24 protein-coding genes and 1 tRNA gene are annotated in these 21,317 nt (G+C 54.7%); 20 read left to right on the forward strand and 5 right to left on the reverse strand.

The window, feature by feature from the left end:
- Positions 1–5: 5 nt before the first annotated feature.
- From OEZ10_05225 to OEZ10_05235, 3 genes are read right to left on the reverse strand one after another with little or no spacing between them, the layout of a single operon-like run.
- Positions 6–278 (reverse strand): phosphopantetheine-binding protein, encoded by a 273-nt coding sequence (locus tag OEZ10_05225; GenBank protein ID MDH5632382.1) that lies wholly within the window; start codon positions 276–278, stop codon positions 6–8.
- A gap of 33 nt (positions 279–311) precedes the next feature.
- Positions 312–1,601: an ABC transporter permease gene (locus tag OEZ10_05230; GenBank protein ID MDH5632383.1), complete on the reverse strand. Its 1,290-nt coding sequence runs from the start codon at positions 1,599–1,601 to the stop codon at positions 312–314.
- Positions 1,602–1,629: 28 nt separating this feature from the next.
- Positions 1,630–2,616: an ABC transporter ATP-binding protein gene (locus OEZ10_05235; protein MDH5632384.1), complete on the reverse strand. Its 987-nt coding sequence runs from the start codon at positions 2,614–2,616 to the stop codon at positions 1,630–1,632.
- 202 nt (positions 2,617–2,818) lie between these two features.
- Here OEZ10_05235 and OEZ10_05240 point away from each other — a divergent pair, with 202 nt between their 5' ends.
- The 11 genes from OEZ10_05240 to OEZ10_05290 all read left to right on the forward strand — a co-directional run bounded on the left by OEZ10_05240 (position 2,819) and on the right by OEZ10_05290 (position 13,098).
- A complete protein-coding gene (locus tag OEZ10_05240; GenBank protein MDH5632385.1) occupies positions 2,819–4,135 on the forward strand; it encodes a tryptophan 7-halogenase in 1,317 nt (438 codons plus the stop codon).
- Between the two features lie 6 nt (positions 4,136–4,141).
- Positions 4,142–4,423 carry a hydroxymyristoyl-ACP dehydratase gene (locus OEZ10_05245; GenBank protein MDH5632386.1) on the forward strand — a complete coding sequence of 94 codons (282 nt, stop codon included), beginning with the start codon at positions 4,142–4,144 and terminating at the stop codon, positions 4,421–4,423.
- A gap of 33 nt (positions 4,424–4,456) precedes the next feature.
- Positions 4,457–5,404 carry a lipid A biosynthesis acyltransferase gene (locus OEZ10_05250; GenBank protein ID MDH5632387.1) on the forward strand — a complete coding sequence of 316 codons (948 nt, stop codon included), beginning with the start codon at positions 4,457–4,459 and terminating at the stop codon, positions 5,402–5,404.
- Positions 5,405–5,411: 7 nt separating this feature from the next.
- A complete protein-coding gene (locus OEZ10_05255; GenBank protein MDH5632388.1) occupies positions 5,412–6,320 on the forward strand; it encodes a lipid A biosynthesis acyltransferase in 909 nt (302 codons plus the stop codon).
- A complete protein-coding gene (locus tag OEZ10_05260; GenBank protein ID MDH5632389.1) occupies positions 6,295–6,933 on the forward strand; it encodes an outer membrane lipoprotein carrier protein LolA in 639 nt (212 codons plus the stop codon). Before OEZ10_05255 ends, OEZ10_05260 begins: the two co-directional genes overlap by 26 nt.
- 11 nt (positions 6,934–6,944) lie before the next feature.
- Positions 6,945–9,299 carry a hypothetical protein gene (locus tag OEZ10_05265; protein MDH5632390.1) on the forward strand — a complete coding sequence of 785 codons (2,355 nt, stop codon included), beginning with the start codon at positions 6,945–6,947 and terminating at the stop codon, positions 9,297–9,299.
- A gap of 58 nt (positions 9,300–9,357) precedes the next feature.
- Positions 9,358–10,548 carry a beta-ketoacyl-[acyl-carrier-protein] synthase family protein gene (locus OEZ10_05270; protein MDH5632391.1) on the forward strand — a complete coding sequence of 397 codons (1,191 nt, stop codon included), beginning with the start codon at positions 9,358–9,360 and terminating at the stop codon, positions 10,546–10,548.
- A complete protein-coding gene (locus OEZ10_05275) occupies positions 10,548–11,351 on the forward strand; it encodes a beta-ketoacyl synthase chain length factor (protein ID MDH5632392.1) in 804 nt (267 codons plus the stop codon). Before OEZ10_05270 ends, OEZ10_05275 begins: the two co-directional genes overlap by 1 nt.
- A 2-nt stretch (positions 11,352–11,353) precedes the next feature.
- Entirely contained in the window at positions 11,354–11,773 is a 420-nt protein-coding gene (locus OEZ10_05280) for a hydroxymyristoyl-ACP dehydratase (GenBank protein ID MDH5632393.1), read from the forward strand.
- Between the two features lie 5 nt (positions 11,774–11,778).
- On the forward strand, positions 11,779–12,498 hold the full coding sequence (fabG, locus tag OEZ10_05285; GenBank protein ID MDH5632394.1) for a 3-oxoacyl-ACP reductase FabG: 720 nt from the start codon (positions 11,779–11,781) through the stop codon (positions 12,496–12,498).
- Between the two features lie 183 nt (positions 12,499–12,681).
- Positions 12,682–13,098, forward strand: coding sequence for a hypothetical protein (locus OEZ10_05290; GenBank protein ID MDH5632395.1), 417 nt, complete (start codon positions 12,682–12,684; stop codon positions 13,096–13,098).
- 66 nt (positions 13,099–13,164) lie between these two features.
- Here the strand turns inward: OEZ10_05290 and coq7 are convergent, their stop codons facing one another.
- Positions 13,165–13,809 (reverse strand): 2-polyprenyl-3-methyl-6-methoxy-1,4-benzoquinone monooxygenase, encoded by a 645-nt coding sequence (coq7, locus tag OEZ10_05295; protein ID MDH5632396.1) that lies wholly within the window; start codon positions 13,807–13,809, stop codon positions 13,165–13,167.
- 50 nt (positions 13,810–13,859) lie between these two features.
- Positions 13,860–14,264 (reverse strand): (Fe-S)-binding protein, encoded by a 405-nt coding sequence (locus OEZ10_05300; GenBank protein MDH5632397.1) that lies wholly within the window; start codon positions 14,262–14,264, stop codon positions 13,860–13,862.
- A 59-nt stretch (positions 14,265–14,323) separates the two neighbouring features.
- Between OEZ10_05300 and OEZ10_05305 the strand changes: the two genes are divergently transcribed.
- From OEZ10_05305 to erpA, 9 genes are all read left to right on the forward strand, one after another.
- Positions 14,324–14,641 (forward strand): (2Fe-2S) ferredoxin domain-containing protein, encoded by a 318-nt coding sequence (locus tag OEZ10_05305; protein MDH5632398.1) that lies wholly within the window; start codon positions 14,324–14,326, stop codon positions 14,639–14,641.
- 484 nt (positions 14,642–15,125) lie between these two features.
- Positions 15,126–15,554, forward strand: coding sequence for a 50S ribosomal protein L13 (rplM, locus tag OEZ10_05310; GenBank protein ID MDH5632399.1), 429 nt, complete (start codon positions 15,126–15,128; stop codon positions 15,552–15,554).
- Positions 15,555–15,575: 21 nt separating this feature from the next.
- Entirely contained in the window at positions 15,576–15,968 is a 393-nt protein-coding gene (gene rpsI, locus OEZ10_05315; protein ID MDH5632400.1) for a 30S ribosomal protein S9, read from the forward strand.
- Positions 15,969–16,034: 66 nt separating this feature from the next.
- Positions 16,035–16,108 (forward strand) — tRNA-Gln (locus OEZ10_05320).
- 842 nt (positions 16,109–16,950) lie between these two features.
- Positions 16,951–18,171, forward strand: a complete 1,221-nt coding sequence (locus OEZ10_05325; protein ID MDH5632401.1) for a porin — start codon at positions 16,951–16,953, stop codon at positions 18,169–18,171.
- A 206-nt stretch (positions 18,172–18,377) separates the two neighbouring features.
- Positions 18,378–19,421, forward strand: coding sequence for an N-acetyl-gamma-glutamyl-phosphate reductase (gene argC / locus OEZ10_05330; protein MDH5632402.1), 1,044 nt, complete (start codon positions 18,378–18,380; stop codon positions 19,419–19,421).
- Between the two features lie 164 nt (positions 19,422–19,585).
- Positions 19,586–20,299, forward strand: a complete 714-nt coding sequence (locus OEZ10_05335; protein ID MDH5632403.1) for a hypothetical protein — start codon at positions 19,586–19,588, stop codon at positions 20,297–20,299.
- Between the two features lie 20 nt (positions 20,300–20,319).
- Positions 20,320–20,739: a polymer-forming cytoskeletal protein gene (locus OEZ10_05340; protein ID MDH5632404.1), complete on the forward strand. Its 420-nt coding sequence runs from the start codon at positions 20,320–20,322 to the stop codon at positions 20,737–20,739.
- A 161-nt stretch (positions 20,740–20,900) separates the two neighbouring features.
- On the forward strand, positions 20,901–21,245 hold the full coding sequence (gene erpA / locus OEZ10_05345) for an iron-sulfur cluster insertion protein ErpA (GenBank protein MDH5632405.1): 345 nt from the start codon (positions 20,901–20,903) through the stop codon (positions 21,243–21,245).
- Positions 21,246–21,317: the final 72 nt, after the last annotated feature.

Genomic DNA, 21,317 nt, shown 5'->3' on the forward strand with positions numbered 1-21,317 from the left:
CTGTGTCAGTCGCCGGGCTGGATGAAGTCGGCAAGGGTGTTGATATTTTTCATCACCCGCCGTGCATGCTTGCTGTCATCAATGCGAATATTGAATTCATTCATGATAGCAACATTGATCTGCAATACATCAAGAGAGTCGAGGCCGACATCGGAGCGCTGGCCGATCAGTGAATCGGTATCACCAATACTGGCGGGATCGATATCCTTGTTGCAGGCCTGAATAATCATTTGTTTCAGCTTGGTCTTCAATGCATCGTCTTGCGAGCCGGCTGGCATGTCTGTAAATCCTCTTTGACATTAATCCGCACATCAGCCGTGGCGGAGTCTGTAATTAAATCTCTGTACGCCGATGAACAGGCATATTGCCCCAAGCGCTACCAGTGCACCAGCCTTGTCCAGTATGCCGATAGTGTCGGCGCCGCGAACAAAAATATCCACGTATCCATCCAGTGCCCAGGATAGTGGTGAAATCACCGTAAGCTCCTGCATTGCCGGCGGCATAACCATCTTCGGTACCATGATACCGCCCAGTGCCGCCAGTACCAGCACCGAGGTGGCGCCGAAAATGGTGGCTTGCTCGGGTGTTCGGGCAAAGGCCGCTACCAGCAGGCCGTAGCCTACTGCGGCCAGGCTGACACAAATGGAAAGCACGGCAATCGCTTGCGGGTGTGGTCCCAGCTCCAGTTGTTCGCCACCAAGCAAGGGCAAGACCACAACCCCTTCGAGCAGGATCAGTGCAATCTGTATCTGGTTGATCACGAAGTAGGGCACGATCTTGCCCATCAGGATCATGCTGGTAGGCGCTGCCATCACTTGCAATCGTGTCAGGCTGCCTTCCTGGTGTTCACGCGCCAGGGTGCTGGCCAATGGTATCACCAGGAAAAACATCGCCAACAGCCCCCATCCCGGTGCGTTCACCTGCACCGACGTCGGGGTCGGGCCGGTGGACGGGCTTTTGTCGGAGCCCAGGTAAGGGTCCGTGACCTCGGCAAACAGCGAGGCTTGCTTGGGTGGCTTCGGGATGGGCACGCTGCTCATGGCGGCAACGCGATCACGAAACTTGGAAAATGCCTGAAGCATCAACCGGGTTTCAATGCCCTGGAGTACACGGTTGATGATGGAGGCCACCAGGCTGCGGTAATCACCGCGTACTGCCGGATCGGCGAACATGCGAATGGCAATTTCATCCACGCGCGTCTGGCCACTACCGGTGCTGAGTTTCAGCTCCTGTTCGGCGCGACGGATGGCAAGTTGTGTCGAATTTTCGGGGATGTAGATAGCGAACTGAATATCGCCCGCGGTAACACGTTTTTGCAGCTCGGTTTCGTTGAGCTCGTCGTCGTGGCGCACGACAAAGCTGGCGCTGGCTGCAAAAGCTTCGGTCAGCCGCTCCCCGGTTTCGCCCTTGTCTTTATCAATAATGATAATTTCGAATTTGATACCGCCCTGTTCGCGAAATGCATCCTGCAGTGCCAGTGACATGATCAATACGAAAATGGATGGCATGATAAACAGGATAGCCAGGGCCTCGCGGTCACGCAGGATCAGTTTGGTTTCCTTGATGACCGCAGCCAGGAGTTGGGATAACCAGGTAGACATGGAATGTTTGCCTCTTTTGACCGGTTATTCAATCACGCAGGCTGGTGCCGGTGATTTGCAGGAAAACCTGCTCCAGGTTCATCACGCCCACGGAAAGCGATAGCGCCTCAATCCCGTGTGCCGCCAGCACTTCCATTGCCTTGCCAAGGAGCTCCAGCGGTTCCGTTGCGGTGATGGACAGCTGCTGGGAGACGCATTGAACAGCGCGCACTCCGGGCAGTTGAGCCAGGGCGCGGATTACGGGCGCGTCAGTGGCCAGTGCCACCGCGATGCGCATGTGCACGGTATCGCCGTTACGTCCCGTCAGCAGGTCGTTGAGCGCGCCAATCGCGATGATTTCACCCTGGTCCATGATGGCGACACGATGGCAGAGTTGCTCGACTTCTTCCATGTAATGGGTGGTGTAAACGATTGTCATTCCAGCGTCATTCAAATGGCGCAGGCTTTCAAATATAAAATTCCGTGACTGGGGGTCGATGCCCACGGTGGGTTCGTCCAGGATCAGTAACTCGGGCTCGTGCAGCAGTCCGATGGCCAGGTTCAGTCGACGCTTTAGTCCCCCGGAATACGTTGCGGCGCGGCGATCGGAATAGTTTTGCAGTCTCGCAATATCGAGACAGGCGTCAATGCGTCGGTTGAGTTCGGCGCCTTGCAGTCCTTGCATGCTGCCGAAGAATGCCAGGTTTTCCCTTCCGGTGAGGTTTTGATACAGCGCCAGTTCCTGGGGAACAAGTCCAATCAGTTGTTTGGCGGCCGCTGCAGCATGGCGAAAGTCCTGGCCCTTGATTTCAATTCGACCGCTGTCGGGCTGGCGCAATCCGCATAACATGGAAAGCAGGGTGGTTTTGCCGGCGCCGTTGGGGCCGAGCAAACCAAAGAATTCGCCCCGGGCAACGTCCAGCGACACGCCATTAACTGCCGCCCGGTCAGTACCTGGGTACTGTTTGACGAGGTCGGCAAGTCTGACCATCGGGCTCGGGGATACATCGGTCCGGGCGAAATCAGTCTGTGACATAAGGTGTTCTGGCGATTCAGCTGGCTGTTTTTATGTGGCCAGAGAATACCAGTTTGTTCGCTGGTTGCCTAAATCATTGGATCACTTGCAGTCAGGTGGACAAATTCGGGATAATTCGCGGCCTGACGCCGGCGGGTACTGCCGATCAGGCTGTATAGTCAGCCGGCGCGAATCCGCAGTTTTGCATTTCGGGTGTAGTGATATGAATCAAAAAAGCAAATCCCAGGCTATCAGCGTAGATGTCGCCGTTATTGGCGCCGGCCCTGGCGGTACTGCCGCCGCCTGCTACCTGGCGCGTGAAGGCCTGAACGTCGCGGTTTTCGAGCGCGATCCGTTTCCACGTTTCCGCATTGGCGAATCGTTGTTGCCGCACAATATGCCGATCTTCAAGGAACTGGGTGTGGCCGAGGAAATGGAAAAGCGATTTATCCGCAAGTATGGCGCTCACTTTGCTGATCGAACCGGCAATCGTCGTTCGCGCTATCCTTTTGCCACAGCCATAGACAAGACTTATCCCTATGCTTACGAAGTGGAGCGTGCCGAGTTCGATCAGGTATTGCTGGACAAGGCTGTTGAAGATGGCGCAAAAATCTATATGGGCTGGACAGTTCGCGAAGTCCTGTTTGACGGTGACCAGGCAGTTGGCCTAAAGGCAGTAAATAACGAGTCCGGGGAAGAGCTGACAGTCAATTGCCCGATGCTGGTTGATGCATCAGGGCACAGCTCGCTGGTCAATCGCACCCGGGGCAACAAGCACAAGAGTGTTCTGCGTACACGCGCCGCGTTCTTCTCTCATTTCGAAGACGCTTACCGCGAACAGGGCGATCAGGAAGGCGATATCCAGATTGTTGCTTTCCGATACGGATGGTTCTGGATGATTCCGTTCAAGGGTAATACCACCAGTATCGGTGCCGTGGTCAATGAAAAGTTCCTGTCTGAACGCACCAAGGATGAGGATGCGGAAGCATCCATGTGGCGTGCTATCAATGATACGCCGTTTGTTGCCAACCGCGTCAAGAATGCCAAACAAAAGTGGCCGGCCAAGACCATTGGCAACTATTCTTATGGCTCGACCAGCTATGCCGGTAATGGCTATGTCACTATCGGTGACGCTGGTGCATTCCTTGACCCGGTGTTTTCGTCAGGCGTATTCCTGACCATGAAGTCTGCACAACTGGCAAGTGTGGCTATCCAGCAGGCTTTCAAGGAAAAGGATTTTTCGCGCAAGCATTTTATCAGCTATGAAAAGCGTATTCGTGACGGCCAGGCTATTTTTCTGAAGTTTATCCAGGGCTGGTACGACCCGGCATTCCTGGACCTGTTCTTCTTTCCCAGCAATATCCTGGGCATTCGCACTGCCATTGTTACCGTACTGGCGGCCGACCTGTTTAATCCGAAGTACCTGTGGAGTCTCAAGCTGCGTATTCGCCTGATGTTTGTGTTTACGGCGATTCACCGCCTGCGGCTGAAGTTGTTCCGTCGCGGCTCCCGGTCATTGATCCAGCAGCAACCGGTCTGATTCGTTGTGATTATTGCCGCAGATCATCCGTCGCTGGCAGGCCACTTTCCTGGAAACCCGATAGTTCCGGGTGTGGTACTGCTGGATGAAGTTATCGCGGCACTGGCGGCGTTTGTCGATGGTGCGCCGGTTGTTACAGCAATGCCGAATATAAAATTTGTTTCACCGTTGTTGCCGGATCGGGAATTCAGTATCGACTTTGAACAGAAAAAGGATGATCTGGTCAATTTTTCCATGACTGCCGGTGACAGCGTGATCGTTACCGGGAGCATGCGTTACACCCTGTAGTGCTTGAATCTCTTTTGCCAGGCGGATCAACAAGTGACTAACCAGGCATGGCTGCAACATAAAGAGCGGGGCAACCTTCTTGGTCTTGTATTGATCGCAACCATTGCGCGCGTATTCGGGCGCCGTCTTACGAGTTTGTTGCTGCATCCTATTTGTCTGTACTTCCTGCTGTTCCATCCAAAGGCGGTAGCGGCTTCACGCGGCTACCTCGCACGTGTCCTGGACGTACGACCCGGCCTTCGCCATGTTTATCGTCATCTTTTCACTTATGCGCAAACGCTGCTCGACCGGGTTTACCTGTATACCGGTACGCTTGATGTATTGCAGATTCGTCGTTGCGGTGATGAAGTGAACAAGAAGATGAAGCAGGAGGGTACCGGCGCATTGTACATCAGTGCCCACATGGGCAGTTTCGATGCGGCGCAGATTTTTGGCAGCGATGATCTCGACCTGCCGATACATATGATGATGTACGAGGACAATGCCGAGAACTTTCGCCGGATCCGGGACTCGTTGTCAAAAGGCAAACAGATCCCGGTTATTCCCCTGGGTTACCCGGACACCATGATTCGCGCCAAGCAGGTGGTCGATAACGGTGAGGCGGTGGCGATCCTGGGAGATCGAACTTTTGGCACTGATGCCGGCATCGTCGTGCCATTCATGGGTGGCAGCGCGCGCTTCCCGCTTGGGCCGTTCATGGCTGCAGCCGTGTTGAAAGCGCCATTGATTCTCTTTATTGTGTTGTATCGGGGCGGCAATCTTTACGAGGGCCACTTTGAACTACTGGCGGAAAATATTGACCTGCCGCGCAAGAATCGTGAGCAGGGTGTCAGGCAGCTGGTCGAACTGTACGCGCGACGGCTTGAATACTACTGTCGAATGGAGCCGTACAACTGGTTCAACTTCTATGAGTTCTGGGTTGATGACAGCGACGATAATGCCGTCATCGGTAGCGGCAAGGATACGGCAAGGTCAACCTGAGAGATAAATGAAACAGGCCTGGTTACAACAAAAGGAGCGTGGCAGTGTAACAGGTTTGGTCATTGCGTCATGGCTGGCGCGCATTCTGGGTCGCCGTTTTTGTCGTGCCATACTGCATCCGGTCTGCCTGTATTTTGTATTGTTTGCGCCGGCTGCCCGCCGGGCATCAGTTTCCTATCTTGATCGTGCCCTGACCCTGGCGGTAGGCCGGCGCGCGCGGTGGCGTCATGTTTATCGTCACCTGTATTGTTTTGCTTCCACCATTCTTGATCGTTTCTACTTTCTCGTTGGCGCCATGCGTTATTTCGAAATCAACAAGTATGGCCTTGATGTTTTGCGCGATACACTAGATCGTCATGGCGCCTGCGTTTTTCTTGGCGCGCATGTTGGCAGCTTTGAGCTGTTGCGTGTTGGCGGCGCCCGCAACTGGAGCCTGACCCTGAACGTGTTGATGTACGAGGACAATGCACAGAAGATGCAGTCGGTGCTGACGCGCTTTGGCCAGGGCGTCACCCTGAAGATATTGCCTGTCGGCGGACTGGACACACCCATGCGCGCAAAGGCCTGCATTGACAAGGGTGAATCCATTGCCATTCTTGCTGATCGGGACCTGGGTGACGGACGAATGATCGAGGTACCGTTTCTTGGTGGTCCGGCCAATTTCCCGGCCGGACCATTTTTGCTGGCAGCGGCGTTAAAACTCCCTGTTGTACTGGCTTTGGGTCTTTATGATGGCGGTAACCGGTACGAAGAGCGTTTTGAGCTGTTTTCCGCGGAACTGGAACTGCCGCGCGGACAGCGCGAGCAGAAGCTTAAGGAAGTTGTTGGCCAATACGCGCAACGATTGGAGTATTATGTGCGTCGCCACCCTTATAACTGGTTTAATTTTTATGACTTCTGGAAAAAAGAACATTAGCAAGCGGCATGCAGCTGTAATGCTTGCCGCCACATTGATTGTGCTGGCCGCCCCGGGAAAGGCTGTTTATGCCGGCCTGACAGTTGACCAGCTCATGCAGAAGCTGGCAGCCGTGAAGTCATCGGAAGCCAGGTTTGCTGAAACCCGCCACAGCCAGTTCCTGGAAAAACCGATGAAGCTGTCCGGCAAGTTGATTTATGAGGCGCCCGACACGCTTATCAAGCAAACGACGCGACCGCTGAATGAAACCTTTACCATCAAGGGGCAGCGGCTTGTTGTTGAGCGTATGCAGGAAGGGAAAAAGCTGCAGCACGAAGTTGGCCTGCATGACTTCCCGGCGCTGGCGCCGGTGGTACTCGGGCTCAGGTCGGTACTGGCAGGCGACCTGAAAACGCTGGAGAAATACTACGATGTCACGATTCAGGGTAGTGAACAGGATTGGACGCTGAGACTGAAACCCAGGCGGCACGGTTTTGAAGAAGACGACTGGCTTAAGGATGTGGTCAAGCTGGTTACCATGCGGGGCCAGGGTGTCTTGCTCAGCCAGGTGGAAATAATTGAACCATCAGGAGACAAAAGCGTCACGCTTATCACCCATCCTGACCGCAGGTAACGGATGTAATCATGCCGGTGCGATGGAGAATCCTGTCCGCTTTCATTCTGCTCATGTCCGTCGCGACCGTGATTGTGGCTACGCGACTGCAGGTCAGCAGTGATCTCAGCATGTTTCTGCCCGGCGGCGCCAGTTGGCCACAACAGGTCCTGGTCGAGGAATTGCGCAAGGGCGCCAATGGCAGGCTCATTCTTCTTGCCATTGAAGGTGGTGATTCCGCCGTGCGCGCCCGCGCCAGCCAGGAGTTGGCAGCGGCGTTGCAGCACAGCGGGCACTTTGTCTACGTAACCAACGGTAGCGGCAGTCTTCCCGGCCGTGAACGAAGCCTGCTAATGACCAATCGCTACCTGCTTTCGGATGGTGGTTCTGCAGAAGAGTTGTTTTCTGCTGCCGGTCTGCGCGGGATGCTGGAAGCCAGGCTGGCTGACCTGGCATCCGTTGCCGCACCATTGATCAAGACCTATCTTGCCAATGACCCGGGCCTGGCGGGCCTGGCGGTGTTGCGTCAATGGGCCGGAGAACGTGATATCCGGAAGTCCAATGGTGTCTGGGTATCGCCCGATCAGCAACGCGCATTGCTGCTGGCGTACCCGCGCAGTGCCGGCAGTAATCTTGATGAGCAGGAACAACTGGCCCGGAAGATTCGCGGCGAGTTTGTTGCCACGGCCGCCAAAGTTAACGGCAGTAGCCTGGCCCTGATCCTGTCCGGACCGGCCATGATTGCTGTCGACAGTCGCAATGAAATCCGGAGCGACGCCCAGTGGCTTTCGGTTTTCGCTTCGGTTACTGCGATGTTGTTTCTGTACCTGGCGTTTCGTTCGTGGCGCGTGGTGATGTTTGGCATCTTGCCGCTGGCTGGCGGCGCACTGGCCGGGCTGGCAATAACAACCCTGGTTTACGGCCAGGTGCACGGCATTGCCATTGCATTTGGTGTCACGCTGATCGGTATTGCCGTGGACTACCCGATGCATTTTTACAGTCACGCGGCCGGATCCATGGGCGGACCGGCGCTTGGAATACAGAGGATTTGGCCAACTCTCAGGCTGGGTGTAATGACCACGCTCGTAGGGTTCGCAGCACTGGTGTTTGCCGGCTACGGCGGGCTCACCCAGTTGGGTGTGTTTTCCATTGCCGGGTTGACAGCAGCAGCGGCTATTACACGTTTTGTGTTGCCGATCCTGACCCCGTCATCGTTTGAGCTGCCTGTTGCATTGCCCGGTGTGCAGCAGCGGCTGCTGCAATTCGCCCGATTCCTGGGCCGGCTCCGGAGCGTGGTATTGCTGTTAACAGTCGCCGCGGCCACCACATTGGTAATGATCGGCAACGATCTCTGGCAAACCGATGCCTCGCGCATGGCGCCGTTGTCAGATGAGGTGCGAAAACGTGACGCGCGTCTCAGACAGGATTTGAATGCGCCTTTTGCCGATGAAATGCTGCTGGTGCGCGGCGCCAGCGCCGAAGCTGTACTGCAGAAGCTGGAGACAATTAATGAACGGCTGCTGCAACTGAAACAGCGAAACCAGCTGCAGTCATTTGAGATCGCCAGTCGCTACCTGCCAAGCGTGGCTCGCCAGCAGCAACGTCAGGCACGCCTGCCGACAGCTGAAAGCTTGCGGGCCGACCTGTCCTGGGCGGCGCGGGGACTGCCGTTTCGCGCCGATCTGTTTTCGACCTTTGTTTCGGAAGTGGCGGCAGCCAGGGTGGCGAAGCCGGTAACACTTGCTGATTTTCATGGCACCATGCTGGCGGAGCGACTGGAGCCCCTGTTGTTTGAATTCGGAGAGTACTGGGTAGCCCCGGTTCTGCTCTATGGTGTCAGCGATTCCGCCAGTCTGCCCGTCCTTGCCGACAACTTCGGGGATTCGGTAAGTTATGTTCATACTCGAAATGTAACCCGGGAGATGATGACAGCGTATCGGCAGCACAGCCTGACCGTGTTTTTATATGGGGCGCTGGCCATCCTGGTGGTGCTGATACTGGGTCTTGGGTCGCTAAAACTGGCCCTGCGCACATTACTTGTGCCGTTATCGGTGGTATTACTGACCATGCCGCTCGTGTATGTCATGGTTGATGGCGGCCTGGGATTGTTCCACCTGGTGGCATTGTTGCTGGTTGTCGGCCTCGGGATTGATTACGCATTGTTTTTTAACCGTCTGTACCGCCGGGAGCAGGAGTGGCACAGCACGTTCCCGGCATTATGGAAGTCATGGTTGACCACGGTGCTGGTTTTTGGGAGCCTCGCCCTGTCTGATACCGTTGTTTTGCAGGCCATTGGCCTGACAGTCAGTATCGGTGTCAGTCTTTGCTTTGTATTGGGAGCCGTATGGATGCGACGCAGGCCGGTCACGATACCAGGACATGGCTGACGATCATTGCGTCCGATAATGCTAGAATCAGCCCGCTGATCAATAAAGTAGAGTATTCATGTTCCCGTTAGTTATTACCGCCTTCACCACAACCAGTGCATTGGGCCGGGGCGCGGAGGCCATGCGTTCGGCATTGCAGGCCCGGCAAACCGGGCTGGCGCCGTGTACATTTGATACGCGCGCCCGCACCTATACAGGTGCCGTTGATGGCGTGGATGATGTACATTTGCCCGAAGCATTGGCCGTGTTCAATTGCCGCAACAATCGCCTGGCGCAGCTGGGTTTGGAACAGGACGGGTTTATGGATAGCGTTCGGTCTGTGCGTGAGCGCTACGGCGCCCGGCGTGTCGGCGTGATCCTGGGAACCAGTACGGCCGGGATTCATGAAACTGAAATTGCCTATAACCATCTGGACCCGGTATCCGGCAAGTTGCCGGCTGAATATCATTTTGAAACCACGCATAACCTGTTTGCCACGTCACAGTTTGTGCGTCGTTACCTGGATCTGCAGGGTCCTGCGGCCATGGTATCAACGGCGTGTTCGTCCAGCGCCAAGGTGTTTGCATCGGCATGGCGACTGATTGCGGCAGGAGAAGTGGATGCAGTGGTTGTCGGCGGTGTCGACAGTCTTTGTTATAACACCCTGCATGGCTTCGGCTCCCTGGGCCTGGTCAGTGAAACACCAACACGACCCTGTGCACCTGACCGCAGTGGAATTTCCATTGGCGAAGCGGCAGGCTTTGCCATAGTTGAACGTGCCGGCAGTGTTGGGAATCATACCGGCCTGGCTTTGTATGGTTATGGCGAGAGCTCCGATGCCTACCATATGTCGACGCCGCGCCCGGATGGTGCCGGCGCTGCACTGGCCATGGAGCGCGCGCTGTCCTGCGCCGATCTCAAGCCGGATGCCATCGGCTACGTCAACATGCATGGCACCGCCAGCGAAGTAAATGACGCCATGGAAGACAAGGCCATCAGTCGCGTGCTGGGCACCAATACCCCGGCAAGTTCCACCAAGGGCTGGACCGGTCATACATTGGGAGCAGCCGGTATCACTGAGGCTGCCATTTCGTTTATCGCGCTCAAGAATGGCTTTCTGCCAGGTACACTAAATACACAGCAAGTCGATCCGACATTCACCAGTCGAATTATTCTTGAAAATGAATCCGCTGAAGTCAGTTATATATTGAGTAACTCGTTCGGCTTTGGCGGCAGCAATTGCAGCCTGATTTTCGGGATGCACGAATAATGAAACAAGTATACCTGCATGGAATTGGTGTGTTTGGCCCAGGCCTGGTCGGCTGGCCGTCCTGCCGGGCAGTCTTGTCTTCTGCACAGGCGTATGTGAATGAAGAACTGCCCAAACTGGCACCACAACGGCTGGCACCAGCCGTTCGACGTCGTACTGGCGACTATATTCGCCTGGCCATTGAGGTGGCCTCGGAAGCGGTAGACCAGTGCGGCATTGATGCGTCAACGCTCTCCAGTGTGTTTTCCACGTCGGATGGAGATGGTCAGATTGCACACAATATTTGTGATGCTGTCAGGCTGGACCAGGCAGAGCCGCCGGTTTCACCAACCCAGTTTCATAATTCCGTTGCCAATGCACCGGCTGGCTACTGGCAGCAGGCGGTAGAATCATTTGAACCATCGACCAGTGTTGCCGGGTTCGATCACGCGTTCGCCGTGGGTATGGTCGAGGCGGTGATGCAAGTCACCATGGAAAACCGGCCGATCCTGTTGGTCTCTCATGATGTCAGGTTTCCGGAGCCGCTACACAGCGCGCGCCCCATGGACAGCAGTTTTGGTGTGGCCATGGTGCTTGCGTCGGAGCCGATGTCGGGTTGTATCGGTTCATTGGATGTGAGTATCCAGTACGAAACCGGGATCGAAACCGTGCTTAAAGATGCGCAGCTGGACAAGGTGAGGCTGGGAAATCCGGCGGCGCGTTCGTTGAGCTTGCTGAAGGCGATTGCCGATGGTGGTGGCGAAGTGGCGCTTAATTATCCCGACAGCGGCCTGCTGTTGATCAAGTATTCGAAAATGGACTAACCATGAATCATAGTGCCATTTGTGAACGTATTCCGCATCACGGCAGTATGTGCCTGCTTGAAGAAGTGATGGACTGGGATGAGCAATCGCTGTCCTGTCGTGCGACGTCGCACCGGCTGCATGACAACCCGTTGCGCGGTCACGGTCGACTGGCTGCGGTCGCCGGTGTTGAATATGCCGGTCAGGCCATGGCTCTGCACGGCGGCCTTACTGGTGACGAGGGCGCGCCGCGCACCGGCTACCTGGCCAGTGTGCGTAACCTGGATATGGTCGTGGATCGGCTCGACGACATCGAAAGCGATCTGGAGATTCGCGTGGAACGCATGGCCGGTGGCGCCGATAGCTTTATGTATGCATTTTCCGTGAGCGCAGACAACCGCGTGTTGTTATCGGGTCGCGCCGCGGTCAGGCTGATGGAGTAAGGCTTATGAAGCGGGCATTGGTGACGGGTGGTAGTGGTGGTATCGGTGCTGCAGTGTGTCGACGCCTGGCAGCGGATGGCTTTCACCTGGTTGTGCATGCCAACAGTAATGTCGCGCGTGCAGAAGCGGTAGTTGACGAGATTCGGGCCGCAGGCGGGTCAGCCGAAGCTGTCAGTTTTGATGTTACCGATCACGCCGCGTGTGTGAGCGCAATGGAATCCCTGCTCGGCAGCGGGCCAATCCAGGTGCTGGTCAACAACGCCGGCATCCATGACGATGCGCCGCTGGCGGGCATGAGTGCCGAACAGTGGCAGCGTGTAGTCGATGTGACCTTGTCCGGTTTTTATAATGTCACCCAGCCGCTATTGTTGCCGATGATGCGGACGCGCTGGGGCCGCGTTATCAGCATGTCGTCAGTTGCCGCAGTGATCGGCAATCGCGGACAAGCCAATTATGCCGCTGCGAAAGCCGGGCTGCATGGCGCCAGCAAGTCGCTGTCCCAGGAGATAGCATCAAGAGGTGTTACGGTAAACGTCGTGGCGCCTGGAGTGATAGAGACCGCCATGACCGAATCAGTTTTCAGCAAGGACCAGATCAAGGCCATGGTACCGGCCCAGCGGGCCGGTACCGCAGATGAAGTTGCTGCACTGGTAGCGTTCCTGGTATCGGAAGACGCCGGTTATATTACCGGTCAGGTAATTTCCATAAATGGCGGTATGGGCTAGACCAGGCACTGCGTCGTTTAAAAGGATTCAAAATAGCTTTCGCAATAGCCCGAATTTTTCTTTTCCTGCTTGACCCGCGCCCGATGTAGAGGCTAGGGTAAAAAGATAACTAAAAAATTAATACGACACGTGACATGGCATTTTCTGTTTGAGAGTTAATCCATTGGTTCAAGGAGTTGTCATATGATTATCAGGAAACTTACTGCATTATTGTTGGTCCCCGTGCTCGCCGGCTTGCTGGTGACCGGAGAAGCGGATGCGCGTCCACGCACTGAGCCGGTTTTTGCTGCCGAGACTATTAACTACAAGGGCAGCGTTGCGGATGCCGCCAAGCGTGTGCGCAAGGTCATCTTCAGGCGCAAGTGGGAAGCCAAGGACAAGGGCGCCGGTCACATCCGGGCGACCTATGAAAAATCCAGCAAAAAGACCACCTTGATGGCCGCAGTTAACATCAAGATCAGTGGTGGCAAGATTCGGATCAGTTACGCTGGCAGCGAAGGTTTTTCCTATGACTCCGCCGCCAAGACAATACATCACAAGTATAATTCCTGGGTAGCCAACCTGGTGCGGGATATGCGCGTAGAATTTGGTGATTACTAGTTTGATTTGAAGTGATATCCGTCCGGTAAAAAAGCCGCCCTGCGGGGCGGCTTTTTGTTGGCGCGATCAAATATACAGGGCCGTCCGGGTCATCAGCTTTGAAGACAGTCGCATAATGGTTTTGACAGGCGCCGGGAAGCTGGCGGCACCGGCATTGAGTGCCGTGGTGGCGTGACGACCTTCGTCTTCCTTCATGAGTTCGAGGATTGCGCGGCTCTTCTCGTCGTCCGGTGATAGCTCTCGTAAATGTCCGTCGAGATGCTCCATGACCTGGTTTTCGGTTTCAACCACAAAACCGAGGCTCCATTTGTCGCCGATGGCGCCGGCAAGGGCGCCGATGGCAAAGGAACCGGCATACCATAGGGGATTGAGCAGGCTTTTGTGGGTGCCGAGTTCGCGGATGCGCTCTTCTGTCCAGGCGAGGTGGTCGTTTTCCTCGTCGGCAGCTTTTTGCATTTTTTCCCGCACCGTTGGCAGTCGTGCTGTCAGCGCTTGACCCTGGTACAGGGCCTGGGCGCAAACCTCGCCGGCATGATCGACACGCATGAATTGTCCGGCCCGGCGACGATCAGTGTCACTGAGTTCGGCTTCTTCCAGGTTTTTGGCCGGCGATTCCCGTTCCGGTCTGGGTGCCGGACCAAATACCGTGCGCAGAGCGTCATCCGCCGCGCCAAGCAAATTGTCCATGAGGCTAAATTGACGTTGTTCCATATTTGGCGCCTAAAAAAGATTGGAATTTGGCCAAGCATGCCAAGTTCGCGTTACCGGCTCAACCAGTGCATCGTGGCGTGTGTCAGCCAACGGAGTTTTGCCAGTACCAGGCGCAGCCCTCGAAAAGGCCGTGAATCAATCGCGTGAAGCGCCCGTCTCAGTCGGTCGTAGTTCACTTTCGATGGGCACATGCGAGTGCAGGCGTGGCATTCAACACAGCTGTCAAGATGTCGCCATGCAGCCTTGTCCGAGATTTTGTGGTTGGCTATGGCCGCAGCCAGGGCAATCCGCCCGCGTGGCGACTCGGACTCCGAATTGCTTAGCCGGAACGTCGGACAAAACGGCAGGCATTGGGCGCATTGGACGCAGCGCGCGGCTTCTTCGGCGATTATGTCTTGCGGCGCCAGCCGGGCGGCCTCTGGATGGGCCAGGTGTGGAGTTTGTTCGTGGATCATGGATGTGCGGAAGTATACCTGCTTGCCAGCAGGTCCGCTGCACCGGTATCTTACTTGCCATGAGTCACTACCAGTATCATGTATTTTTTTGCACCAATCAGCGCGATGATGGCAGGTCCTGCTGTCAGGATCATGGCGCTACCGATGCCCGTGCCTACCTGAAGGGCAAAATCAAGGAGCTCGGGCTGTCCGGCGCTGGTAAGGTGCGCATCAATACCGCGGGCTGCCTGGATCGTTGCGATCTGGGGCCGGTAGTTGTGATTTATCCCGAAGAAACCTGGTACAGCTACGTCGATCGCGAAGATCTGGACGAAATTCTCGAATCTCATCTGAAAAACGGCCGTGTTGTGCAGCGGTTGTTGCTTGATCGTCGGTAATCGTCGGTCATTCCCACTTTTTATTGCTTTTTCGTTTCCTGCCGAGTTAACCCGAATTGCTGTCGGGCACGTTGAGATTTGTCATGAAAAAATTATTATTGGTCGTGGAATCAACTACTTACATGACGACCATGGCGGTAGCAAAAAAATCAGAAAATGGGTTGACAAAAAGATTAGCATATTAGAAAATACTAATACTGATTGAGGCAGCAGGATGACCTTGAAAAATCGCCGAAAAAGCCCAATCAGAGAGTACAGCAAAGATTTATATCGGCGTGGCCAGCCCGGAAAAACAGCGAAAGGCGGCGGCGCAGATGAACGGCTCCTCCATCCTCCTAGTGGTGGTTCAGGCGTGGCTCCCCCAGCCACGCTATTTTTTTGTCCGGAAATTGTTGATTTGGCACGAATCAGGCCTTGTAACTTGCAACCGGCTTTTGTAATATCCGCCGTCTTTCTGAAACGGCTCAGCCTAACGAGTGAACAGATGAAAACAGTATCAACCAGACCGCAGGACGTGAAACACGATTGGTACGTGGTGGACGCCACCGATAAGGTGCTCGGCCGCCTGGCTACCGAAATTGCCCGTCGCCTGCGTGGCAAACACAAGCCTGAATACACGCCGCACGTGGATACCGGCGACTACATTGTTGTGGTCAATGCCAACAAGATTCACGTTACCGGTAACAAGGAACAGGCCAAGACCTATTACCATCACACCGGCTATATTGGCGGCATCAAGTCCATTACCCTGGACAAGCAGCGTGCCAAGGCTCCGGAGCGAATCATTGAATCTGCTGTACGCGGTATGCTGCCCAAGGGTCCCCTGGGTCGCGCCATGTTCCGCAAGCTGCGTGTATACGCAGGTGCCGAGCATGATCATACTGCCCAGCAGCCGAAAACCCTCGACATCTAAGGGATCCCAAAGGGTAAATCCATGGCAGATAACCAATATTACGGCACTGGCCGACGCAAATCCTCCACCGCGCGTGTGTACCTGCGTCCAGGTTCAGGCAATATCACGATCAACAAACGCACGTTGGAAGAATACTTCGGTCGCGAAACTTCCCGCATGATCGTGCGTCAGCCGCTGGTCACCACAAACCTGAAAGACAAGTTTGATATTCTGGTGAACGTCAATGGCGGTGGCCCTAATGGCCAGGCCGGCGCGATACGCCACGGCATCACCCGCGCACTGATGGAATACGACGAAGCCCTGCGTAGCGCACTTCGCAAGGCCGGCTTTGTTACCCGCGATGCGCGTGAGGTGGAACGCAAGAAAGTCGGCCTGCACAAGGCTCGCAAGCGTCCGCAATACTCCAAGCGCTAAGCTCGGGCGCCATACTCAGTATTACCTGCCGCCCTTTCCAGGGCGGTTTTGGTTTCTGAACAGTTTTGGGGAATCGTCTAACGGCAGGACAGCGGACTCTGACTCCGTCAATCTAGGTTCGAATCCTAGTTCCCCAGCCAATATAAAAACCCGCCTTGAGCGGGTTTTTATATTGGGGTTGATAACTGGGACGACACCCGGAGTCCGAGACGAGGGTGCGCATGACAAACGCGCCGGCGTTTTATGCGAGCATTGTGAGAATCCGACCAGAACGAGCTTGCGAGTTCAGGAAGTGCCCAATAAACCCCTGAAAGGGGTTTTAGGGCCTAGTTCCCCAGCCAACACAAAACCCGCCTAGAGCGGGTTTTGTGTTGGGGTTGACCGCAGCCAGGATGCCGCCCGGAGCCAAAGACCACGGCGCACATAGTGGAGCGGCTCACGGCGATTCTATGTGAATCAGGCTCGACCCTGGAGTCGGGGGTGACGCAAAAAGAACATCGCGCTCTGCGAAAACCGGGACAGAAGCCGCTATAATTTCGAGAAGTCGCTTTGTTGCGAGCCGCCCGGAAGCATGGGTAGCAGTGCCAATTATTGCGTGGATAGCTCAAAAATATACCGGTTGTACTTGCTGTCGCATGAAATACACAGTTTTTTTCATTGATGTATTGATGTCGAAGGCTTCAGCTTTGGGGCGATTCCTTGTATTAATCCACCAAAACAATACCTTAAATCCAATAATGCGAAAATCTGAGATGTTTTCCCTATAATTACCGCTTATTTCAGGCCCTTAGCAACCGCTTATCCATATGCATGTAGCATATATACAACAATTTGACCTTTTGTCGTATATTAGCAATTGCTTGTTGTGTTTTACGCAACAGCTGTGTTTAATAGCGGCCGTATTGCAGGAATGCGATGCGACTTAAGTTAACTTGGGTTTTAAAACTGTAACCATATAACTAACCTCATCAGGAGGATTTACATGAACAAGAAGTTACTGACGATGGCTGTTGGTACTGCTCTCGCTATGGGCGCGATGAATGCCAATGCCGAAACTACTGCGTACGGTCAGCTGCAAATGGAACTGGCCAGCGTAACTAAAGATATCGATTCCGATAACGTTGGCGTTACCACTGCTGACGGTAACAACAGCGACAACCAATCCGGTCTGGACGCTGACGACAACAAGCGCGGCCGTCTGGGCATCAAGGCCTCTGAAGACCTGGGCAATGGCATGACTGGCCTGGCCAAGTTCGAATGGCAGGTTGATACTTCCAATGCCAATCTTACTGATGGTACTCGCGAAGCCCTGGTTGGTCTGAAGGGCGGTTTCGGTACTATCGAAATCGGTCAGCTGAAAGGCGCCTACAAGTACACTGGCGGTGTTATGTATGATGCCTTTGTGACCACCTTCCTGGAAGCTCGTGGCAGCAACGGCGCCATGTTGGGTAATGACATTCAGACTGGTGAACTGGGCAACAACAAGGCCAAGGCCTGGTTGCAGCACGCTTTCGTTCAGGACGCGCTGAACTACAAGAACAAGTGGGGCATCGTTTCTCTGTGGGTTACCCTGGGTCTGCAAGGCCTGAACACTGAAACCAGCGACGACCGTAACACCCTGGGCGATATGGCTCTGGCTGTTTCTGTTGGCGACAAGAACTGGGAAGCCTTTGTTGCCATGGTTGGCAAGGAAGTGCGTAACAACAATGGTGCTGGTACTCTTCAGAACCGCGGCGGCTTCGGCGCTACCAAGATTGGCGGCAAGTTCAAGTTCGGCGGTGGCAGCATGAGCCATACCATCAAGCTGCAGCTGGAATCTTTCGCGCTGATCGGTGACGAACAGGTTGATATCGACACTGGCAATGCTACCTTCGGTTCCGCGACTGCCGCTGTTATTGATGATGAGATGACTGGTTCGGCCACCTTCTTAGGTTACGATCTGGGTCTGGGTAACACCACCATCACTCTGCAGGCTGGTAACAGCGTACAGAGCCTGGACAACCAGGACGGCACCACTGCTGGCGACTACGACCGCACCCGCACTTACACTGCGCTGGGCGTGACTCACAAGTTCAGCAAGCAGACTCGCGTGTTTGCCGGTTTCCGTACCACGGTTCAGGAAACTGACAACCTGCCAGTTGGCGCCGCTGATCCTACGCTTACTACCTCTGTGGTCAGTGTAGGCCTGCGCAAAGACTTCTAATCGAGTTCTCGATAGGAAGACGGAACGGGGTGCTTCGGCACCCCGTTTTTTTGCATCCCCGGTCATGGCGCAATAAGTGGAATCCAGTGTTGCACCGCTGATGCGAACTTCTCCGGTTCGCTTCGACAGGCCGGAATTTGCGCTTGTCCCTTGTTTCCCTTTCTATGCTACAGTTCCGCCAAAATCATCATGAGATCCGAGCTGGCATGATAAAAGCAGGCATTATCGGTGGCACCGGCTATACCGGGGTTGAGTTGTTACGCTTATTGGCGGTGCATCCTGAAGTCAGTCTTCAGTTGATTACCTCTCGCGGAGAAGTGGGCAGGCCAGTAGCTGACTTATTCCCGAGTTTGCGTGGTCACGTGGACCTGGTGTTTTCAGAACCCGATACTGAAAAACTGGCTCAGTGCGACGTCGTATTTTCGGCGACGCCCAATGGCATCGCCATGCAGCATGCGCCGGACTTGCTGGCTGCCGGCACCCGCGTAATTGATCTGGCCGCGGATTTTCGAATCAAGCATGTGCCGACCTGGGAAAAGTGGTATGGAATGAGCCACGCTTGCCCGGAACTGGTTGAGGAAGCGGTGTACGGCTTGCCCGAGATCAATCGCGAAAAAATTCGCCAAGCCAGGCTGGTAGCGAATCCCGGTTGCTACCCTACGGCGGTACAGCTTGGATTCATGCCTTTGATTGAGGCAGGACTGGTAGATACAGACTCTCTGGTTGCTGATGCCAAGTCCGGCGTATCCGGAGCCGGCCGTGGCGCCAATGTCGGAACCTTGTTGGCGGAAGCCGGTGACAGCTTCAAGGCCTACGCGGTTCCGGGTCACAGGCACTTGCCTGAAATTCGCCAGGGCCTTGCCATCATGCACGGTGCTGATGTGGGCCTCACGTTTGTGCCCCATCTGGTACCAATGATTCGGGGTATTCATGCAACCTTGTATGGCCGGATCAAGCCGGGTACAGACATCAGTATTGCCGAGTTGCAAACCTTGTACGAGAAACGCTATGCCATTGAACGTTTTGTTGATGTGTTGCCGGCAGGCAGTCATCCCGAGACCCGTTCGGTTCGAGCAATCAATACCTGCAGAATTGCGATTCATCGTCCACAAGGTGCTGACACGTTGGTAGTGTTATCCGTAATTGATAACCTGGTGAAAGGTGCAGCCGGCCAGGCAGTGCAGAATATGAACATCATGTTTGGTGTTAACGAAACCATGGGGCTTGATCAGCCCGCAGTGCTGCCTTGATTCGAACCCGTTGCTGCTCGTCCGGTTTCCCGGGTGCGCCGATGATCGAGAGATTGTGAGGGATGGCTGGTCAGCCACTGATCAAACGGATCAATGCATCGGGTTTGTCTGTTGACGCCCGGGAGTTATACTTGGAAAACAGCAAGAAGTAAGCCGAAGTTAAAATGTTTCAGAAAAATCGTACCAGTGAAATGATCGTAAAACCGGCATGGTCACCCAAAGCCAAAATGACCATAGCTGGCATTGTTGCCTTGGTTGTCGTGTTAGGTGGAACCGGGCTATATAACTATGGCCTGAACACCGCCGGGTTTAAAAAAATGCTTGCGAACCAGCAGGTGTCAAGCCTGGAGTCTCGTGTAACCGCGCTGCAGGAGGAAAATCAGGATCTTCGTGATGCCCTGGCTCGCGCCGAGCGCACTTTGCAAATGGATCAGACGGCGTACCAGGAGCTGGAAGGCACCTTGGCAGGCTCTTCCGGGGAAATTGCCAAGCTGCGGGAAGAGCTGAATTTTTATCGAAACATCATTTCACCACCCAACAAAAAGGGTGGTTTGCGAATCCAGAGCATGAAGCTGGAGCCGACGCGGAAAAACGGCGAATTCAGTTACAAGCTGGTTCTTATTCAGGCGCTCACTCATGAGCAAACCATCCGGGGCGACGCCAAGTTTGAAGTAACCGGAATGCAGGCAGGAAAAACGGCCACCATAAGCTTTCCGGAATCCAAGCCAATTGATGTGAACTTCCGTTACTTTCAGGATGTTGAGGGCAAGTTGGCATTACCCGGCAATTTTGAACCCAGGCAAATCAGGGTGCAGGTGACTACCCGTGGCCGCAACGCCCAAACCGTTGAAGCAGTCTACACTTGGCCGCGCGCCTGACTACCCAATTAGGAGACAGCATGAAAAAGCAGAACGACAAACCGTGTAACACTATTGATACGCTGATTGGTGTCAATACCGAAATCAAGGGCGATATCAGCTTTAATGGCGGATTGCGTGTTGATGGCAAGGTTATTGGCAATATTCTGGCAGGCAATGACAAGAGCAGCACCCTGGTGCTGAGTGAGCATGCGCTGGTGAAGGGCAATATCGCGGTCCCGCACCTGGTGATAAATGGCCGTATTGAGGGTAATGTTTCCGGTGCTGAAAGTATCGAATTGCAGGCGCAGGCCGAGATCGTCGGCGATGTTCACTACCGAATGATCGAAATGGCCCTGGGGGCCAGCGTCAACGGCAACCTGGTTCGAGACGATTCCGAAACCAGGAGCTCGGTCACTCCCCTGAAAACAGTAGCCGGGGGAGCGGAAGACGACAATTAGCGTTGTCGTTGGCCGACAAAAGCCTGACTTATTTGCTCAAGTATTAAAACCTGCTAATATTGCCCCGTTGCAGCGTGGGATCGATGGCCGGAGGCAGTGCTTCCGGGCTCCCTGTTGCGGGTTCAATCCGGTTTCCGGAAAGCATATTGAGGGTAGTGAAGATGAGCGAAACAATGGCCGATCCATTGGTGTTTACTGACGCGGCAGCCAACAAGGTCAGGCAGTTGATTGAGGAAGAGGGAAACCCCAATCTGAAGCTGCGTGTTTACATTCAGGGTGGCGGCTGTTCAGGATTCCAGTACGGATTCACTTTTGATGAAACGGTTGCCGAGGGTGATACCAGCGTGATCACCAACGAGGTCACCATGTTGGTGGACCCGATGAGCATGCAATACCTGATGGGCGCAGAGATTGATTACAAGGAAGATCTTCAGGGTGCCCAGTTTATCGTAAAAAATCCCAACGCCTCGACAACCTGTGGCTGCGGATCATCGTTTGGCGTGTAGCGAAAAATAAACGGGTGACATCAGGAGTCGCGATAACCTCGCGGCTTTTTTGTTTATCTTCAATGTGTCTGC

It is taken from the genome of Gammaproteobacteria bacterium (assembly GCA_029880545.1).
GTDB lineage: Bacteria > Pseudomonadota > Gammaproteobacteria > Acidiferrobacterales > SZUA-150 > JAOUOD01.

Excerpts from the sequence above, each read along its gene's own strand:
- OEZ10_05300 (MDH5632397.1), bottom strand. The coding sequence starts at position 14,264 with ATGATCCACGAACAAACTCCACACCTGGCCCATCCAGAGGCCGCCCGG.
- OEZ10_05275 (MDH5632392.1), top strand. The coding sequence starts at position 10,548 with ATGAAACAAGTATACCTGCATGGAATTGGTGTGTTTGGCCCAGGCCTG.
- fabG (MDH5632394.1), top strand. The coding sequence starts at position 11,779 with ATGAAGCGGGCATTGGTGACGGGTGGTAGTGGTGGTATCGGTGCTGCA.
- rpsI (MDH5632400.1), top strand. The coding sequence starts at position 15,576 with ATGGCAGATAACCAATATTACGGCACTGGCCGACGCAAATCCTCCACC.
- argC (MDH5632402.1), top strand. The coding sequence starts at position 18,378 with ATGATAAAAGCAGGCATTATCGGTGGCACCGGCTATACCGGGGTTGAG.
- OEZ10_05325 (MDH5632401.1), top strand. The coding sequence starts at position 16,951 with ATGAACAAGAAGTTACTGACGATGGCTGTTGGTACTGCTCTCGCTATG.
- OEZ10_05305 (MDH5632398.1), top strand. The coding sequence starts at position 14,324 with ATGAGTCACTACCAGTATCATGTATTTTTTTGCACCAATCAGCGCGAT.
- OEZ10_05255 (MDH5632388.1), top strand. The coding sequence starts at position 5,412 with ATGAAACAGGCCTGGTTACAACAAAAGGAGCGTGGCAGTGTAACAGGT.
- erpA (MDH5632405.1), top strand. The coding sequence starts at position 20,901 with ATGAGCGAAACAATGGCCGATCCATTGGTGTTTACTGACGCGGCAGCC.
- rplM (MDH5632399.1), top strand. The coding sequence starts at position 15,126 with ATGAAAACAGTATCAACCAGACCGCAGGACGTGAAACACGATTGGTAC.
- OEZ10_05225 (MDH5632382.1), bottom strand. The coding sequence starts at position 278 with ATGCCAGCCGGCTCGCAAGACGATGCATTGAAGACCAAGCTGAAACAA.
- OEZ10_05335 (MDH5632403.1), top strand. The coding sequence starts at position 19,586 with ATGTTTCAGAAAAATCGTACCAGTGAAATGATCGTAAAACCGGCATGG.
- OEZ10_05235 (MDH5632384.1), bottom strand. The coding sequence starts at position 2,616 with ATGTCACAGACTGATTTCGCCCGGACCGATGTATCCCCGAGCCCGATG.
- OEZ10_05260 (MDH5632389.1), top strand. The coding sequence starts at position 6,295 with ATGACTTCTGGAAAAAAGAACATTAGCAAGCGGCATGCAGCTGTAATG.
- OEZ10_05270 (MDH5632391.1), top strand. The coding sequence starts at position 9,358 with ATGTTCCCGTTAGTTATTACCGCCTTCACCACAACCAGTGCATTGGGC.
- OEZ10_05340 (MDH5632404.1), top strand. The coding sequence starts at position 20,320 with ATGAAAAAGCAGAACGACAAACCGTGTAACACTATTGATACGCTGATT.
- OEZ10_05290 (MDH5632395.1), top strand. The coding sequence starts at position 12,682 with ATGATTATCAGGAAACTTACTGCATTATTGTTGGTCCCCGTGCTCGCC.
- OEZ10_05240 (MDH5632385.1), top strand. The coding sequence starts at position 2,819 with ATGAATCAAAAAAGCAAATCCCAGGCTATCAGCGTAGATGTCGCCGTT.
- OEZ10_05265 (MDH5632390.1), top strand. The coding sequence starts at position 6,945 with ATGCCGGTGCGATGGAGAATCCTGTCCGCTTTCATTCTGCTCATGTCC.
- OEZ10_05230 (MDH5632383.1), bottom strand. The coding sequence starts at position 1,601 with ATGTCTACCTGGTTATCCCAACTCCTGGCTGCGGTCATCAAGGAAACC.
- OEZ10_05280 (MDH5632393.1), top strand. The coding sequence starts at position 11,354 with ATGAATCATAGTGCCATTTGTGAACGTATTCCGCATCACGGCAGTATG.
- coq7 (MDH5632396.1), bottom strand. The coding sequence starts at position 13,809 with ATGGAACAACGTCAATTTAGCCTCATGGACAATTTGCTTGGCGCGGCG.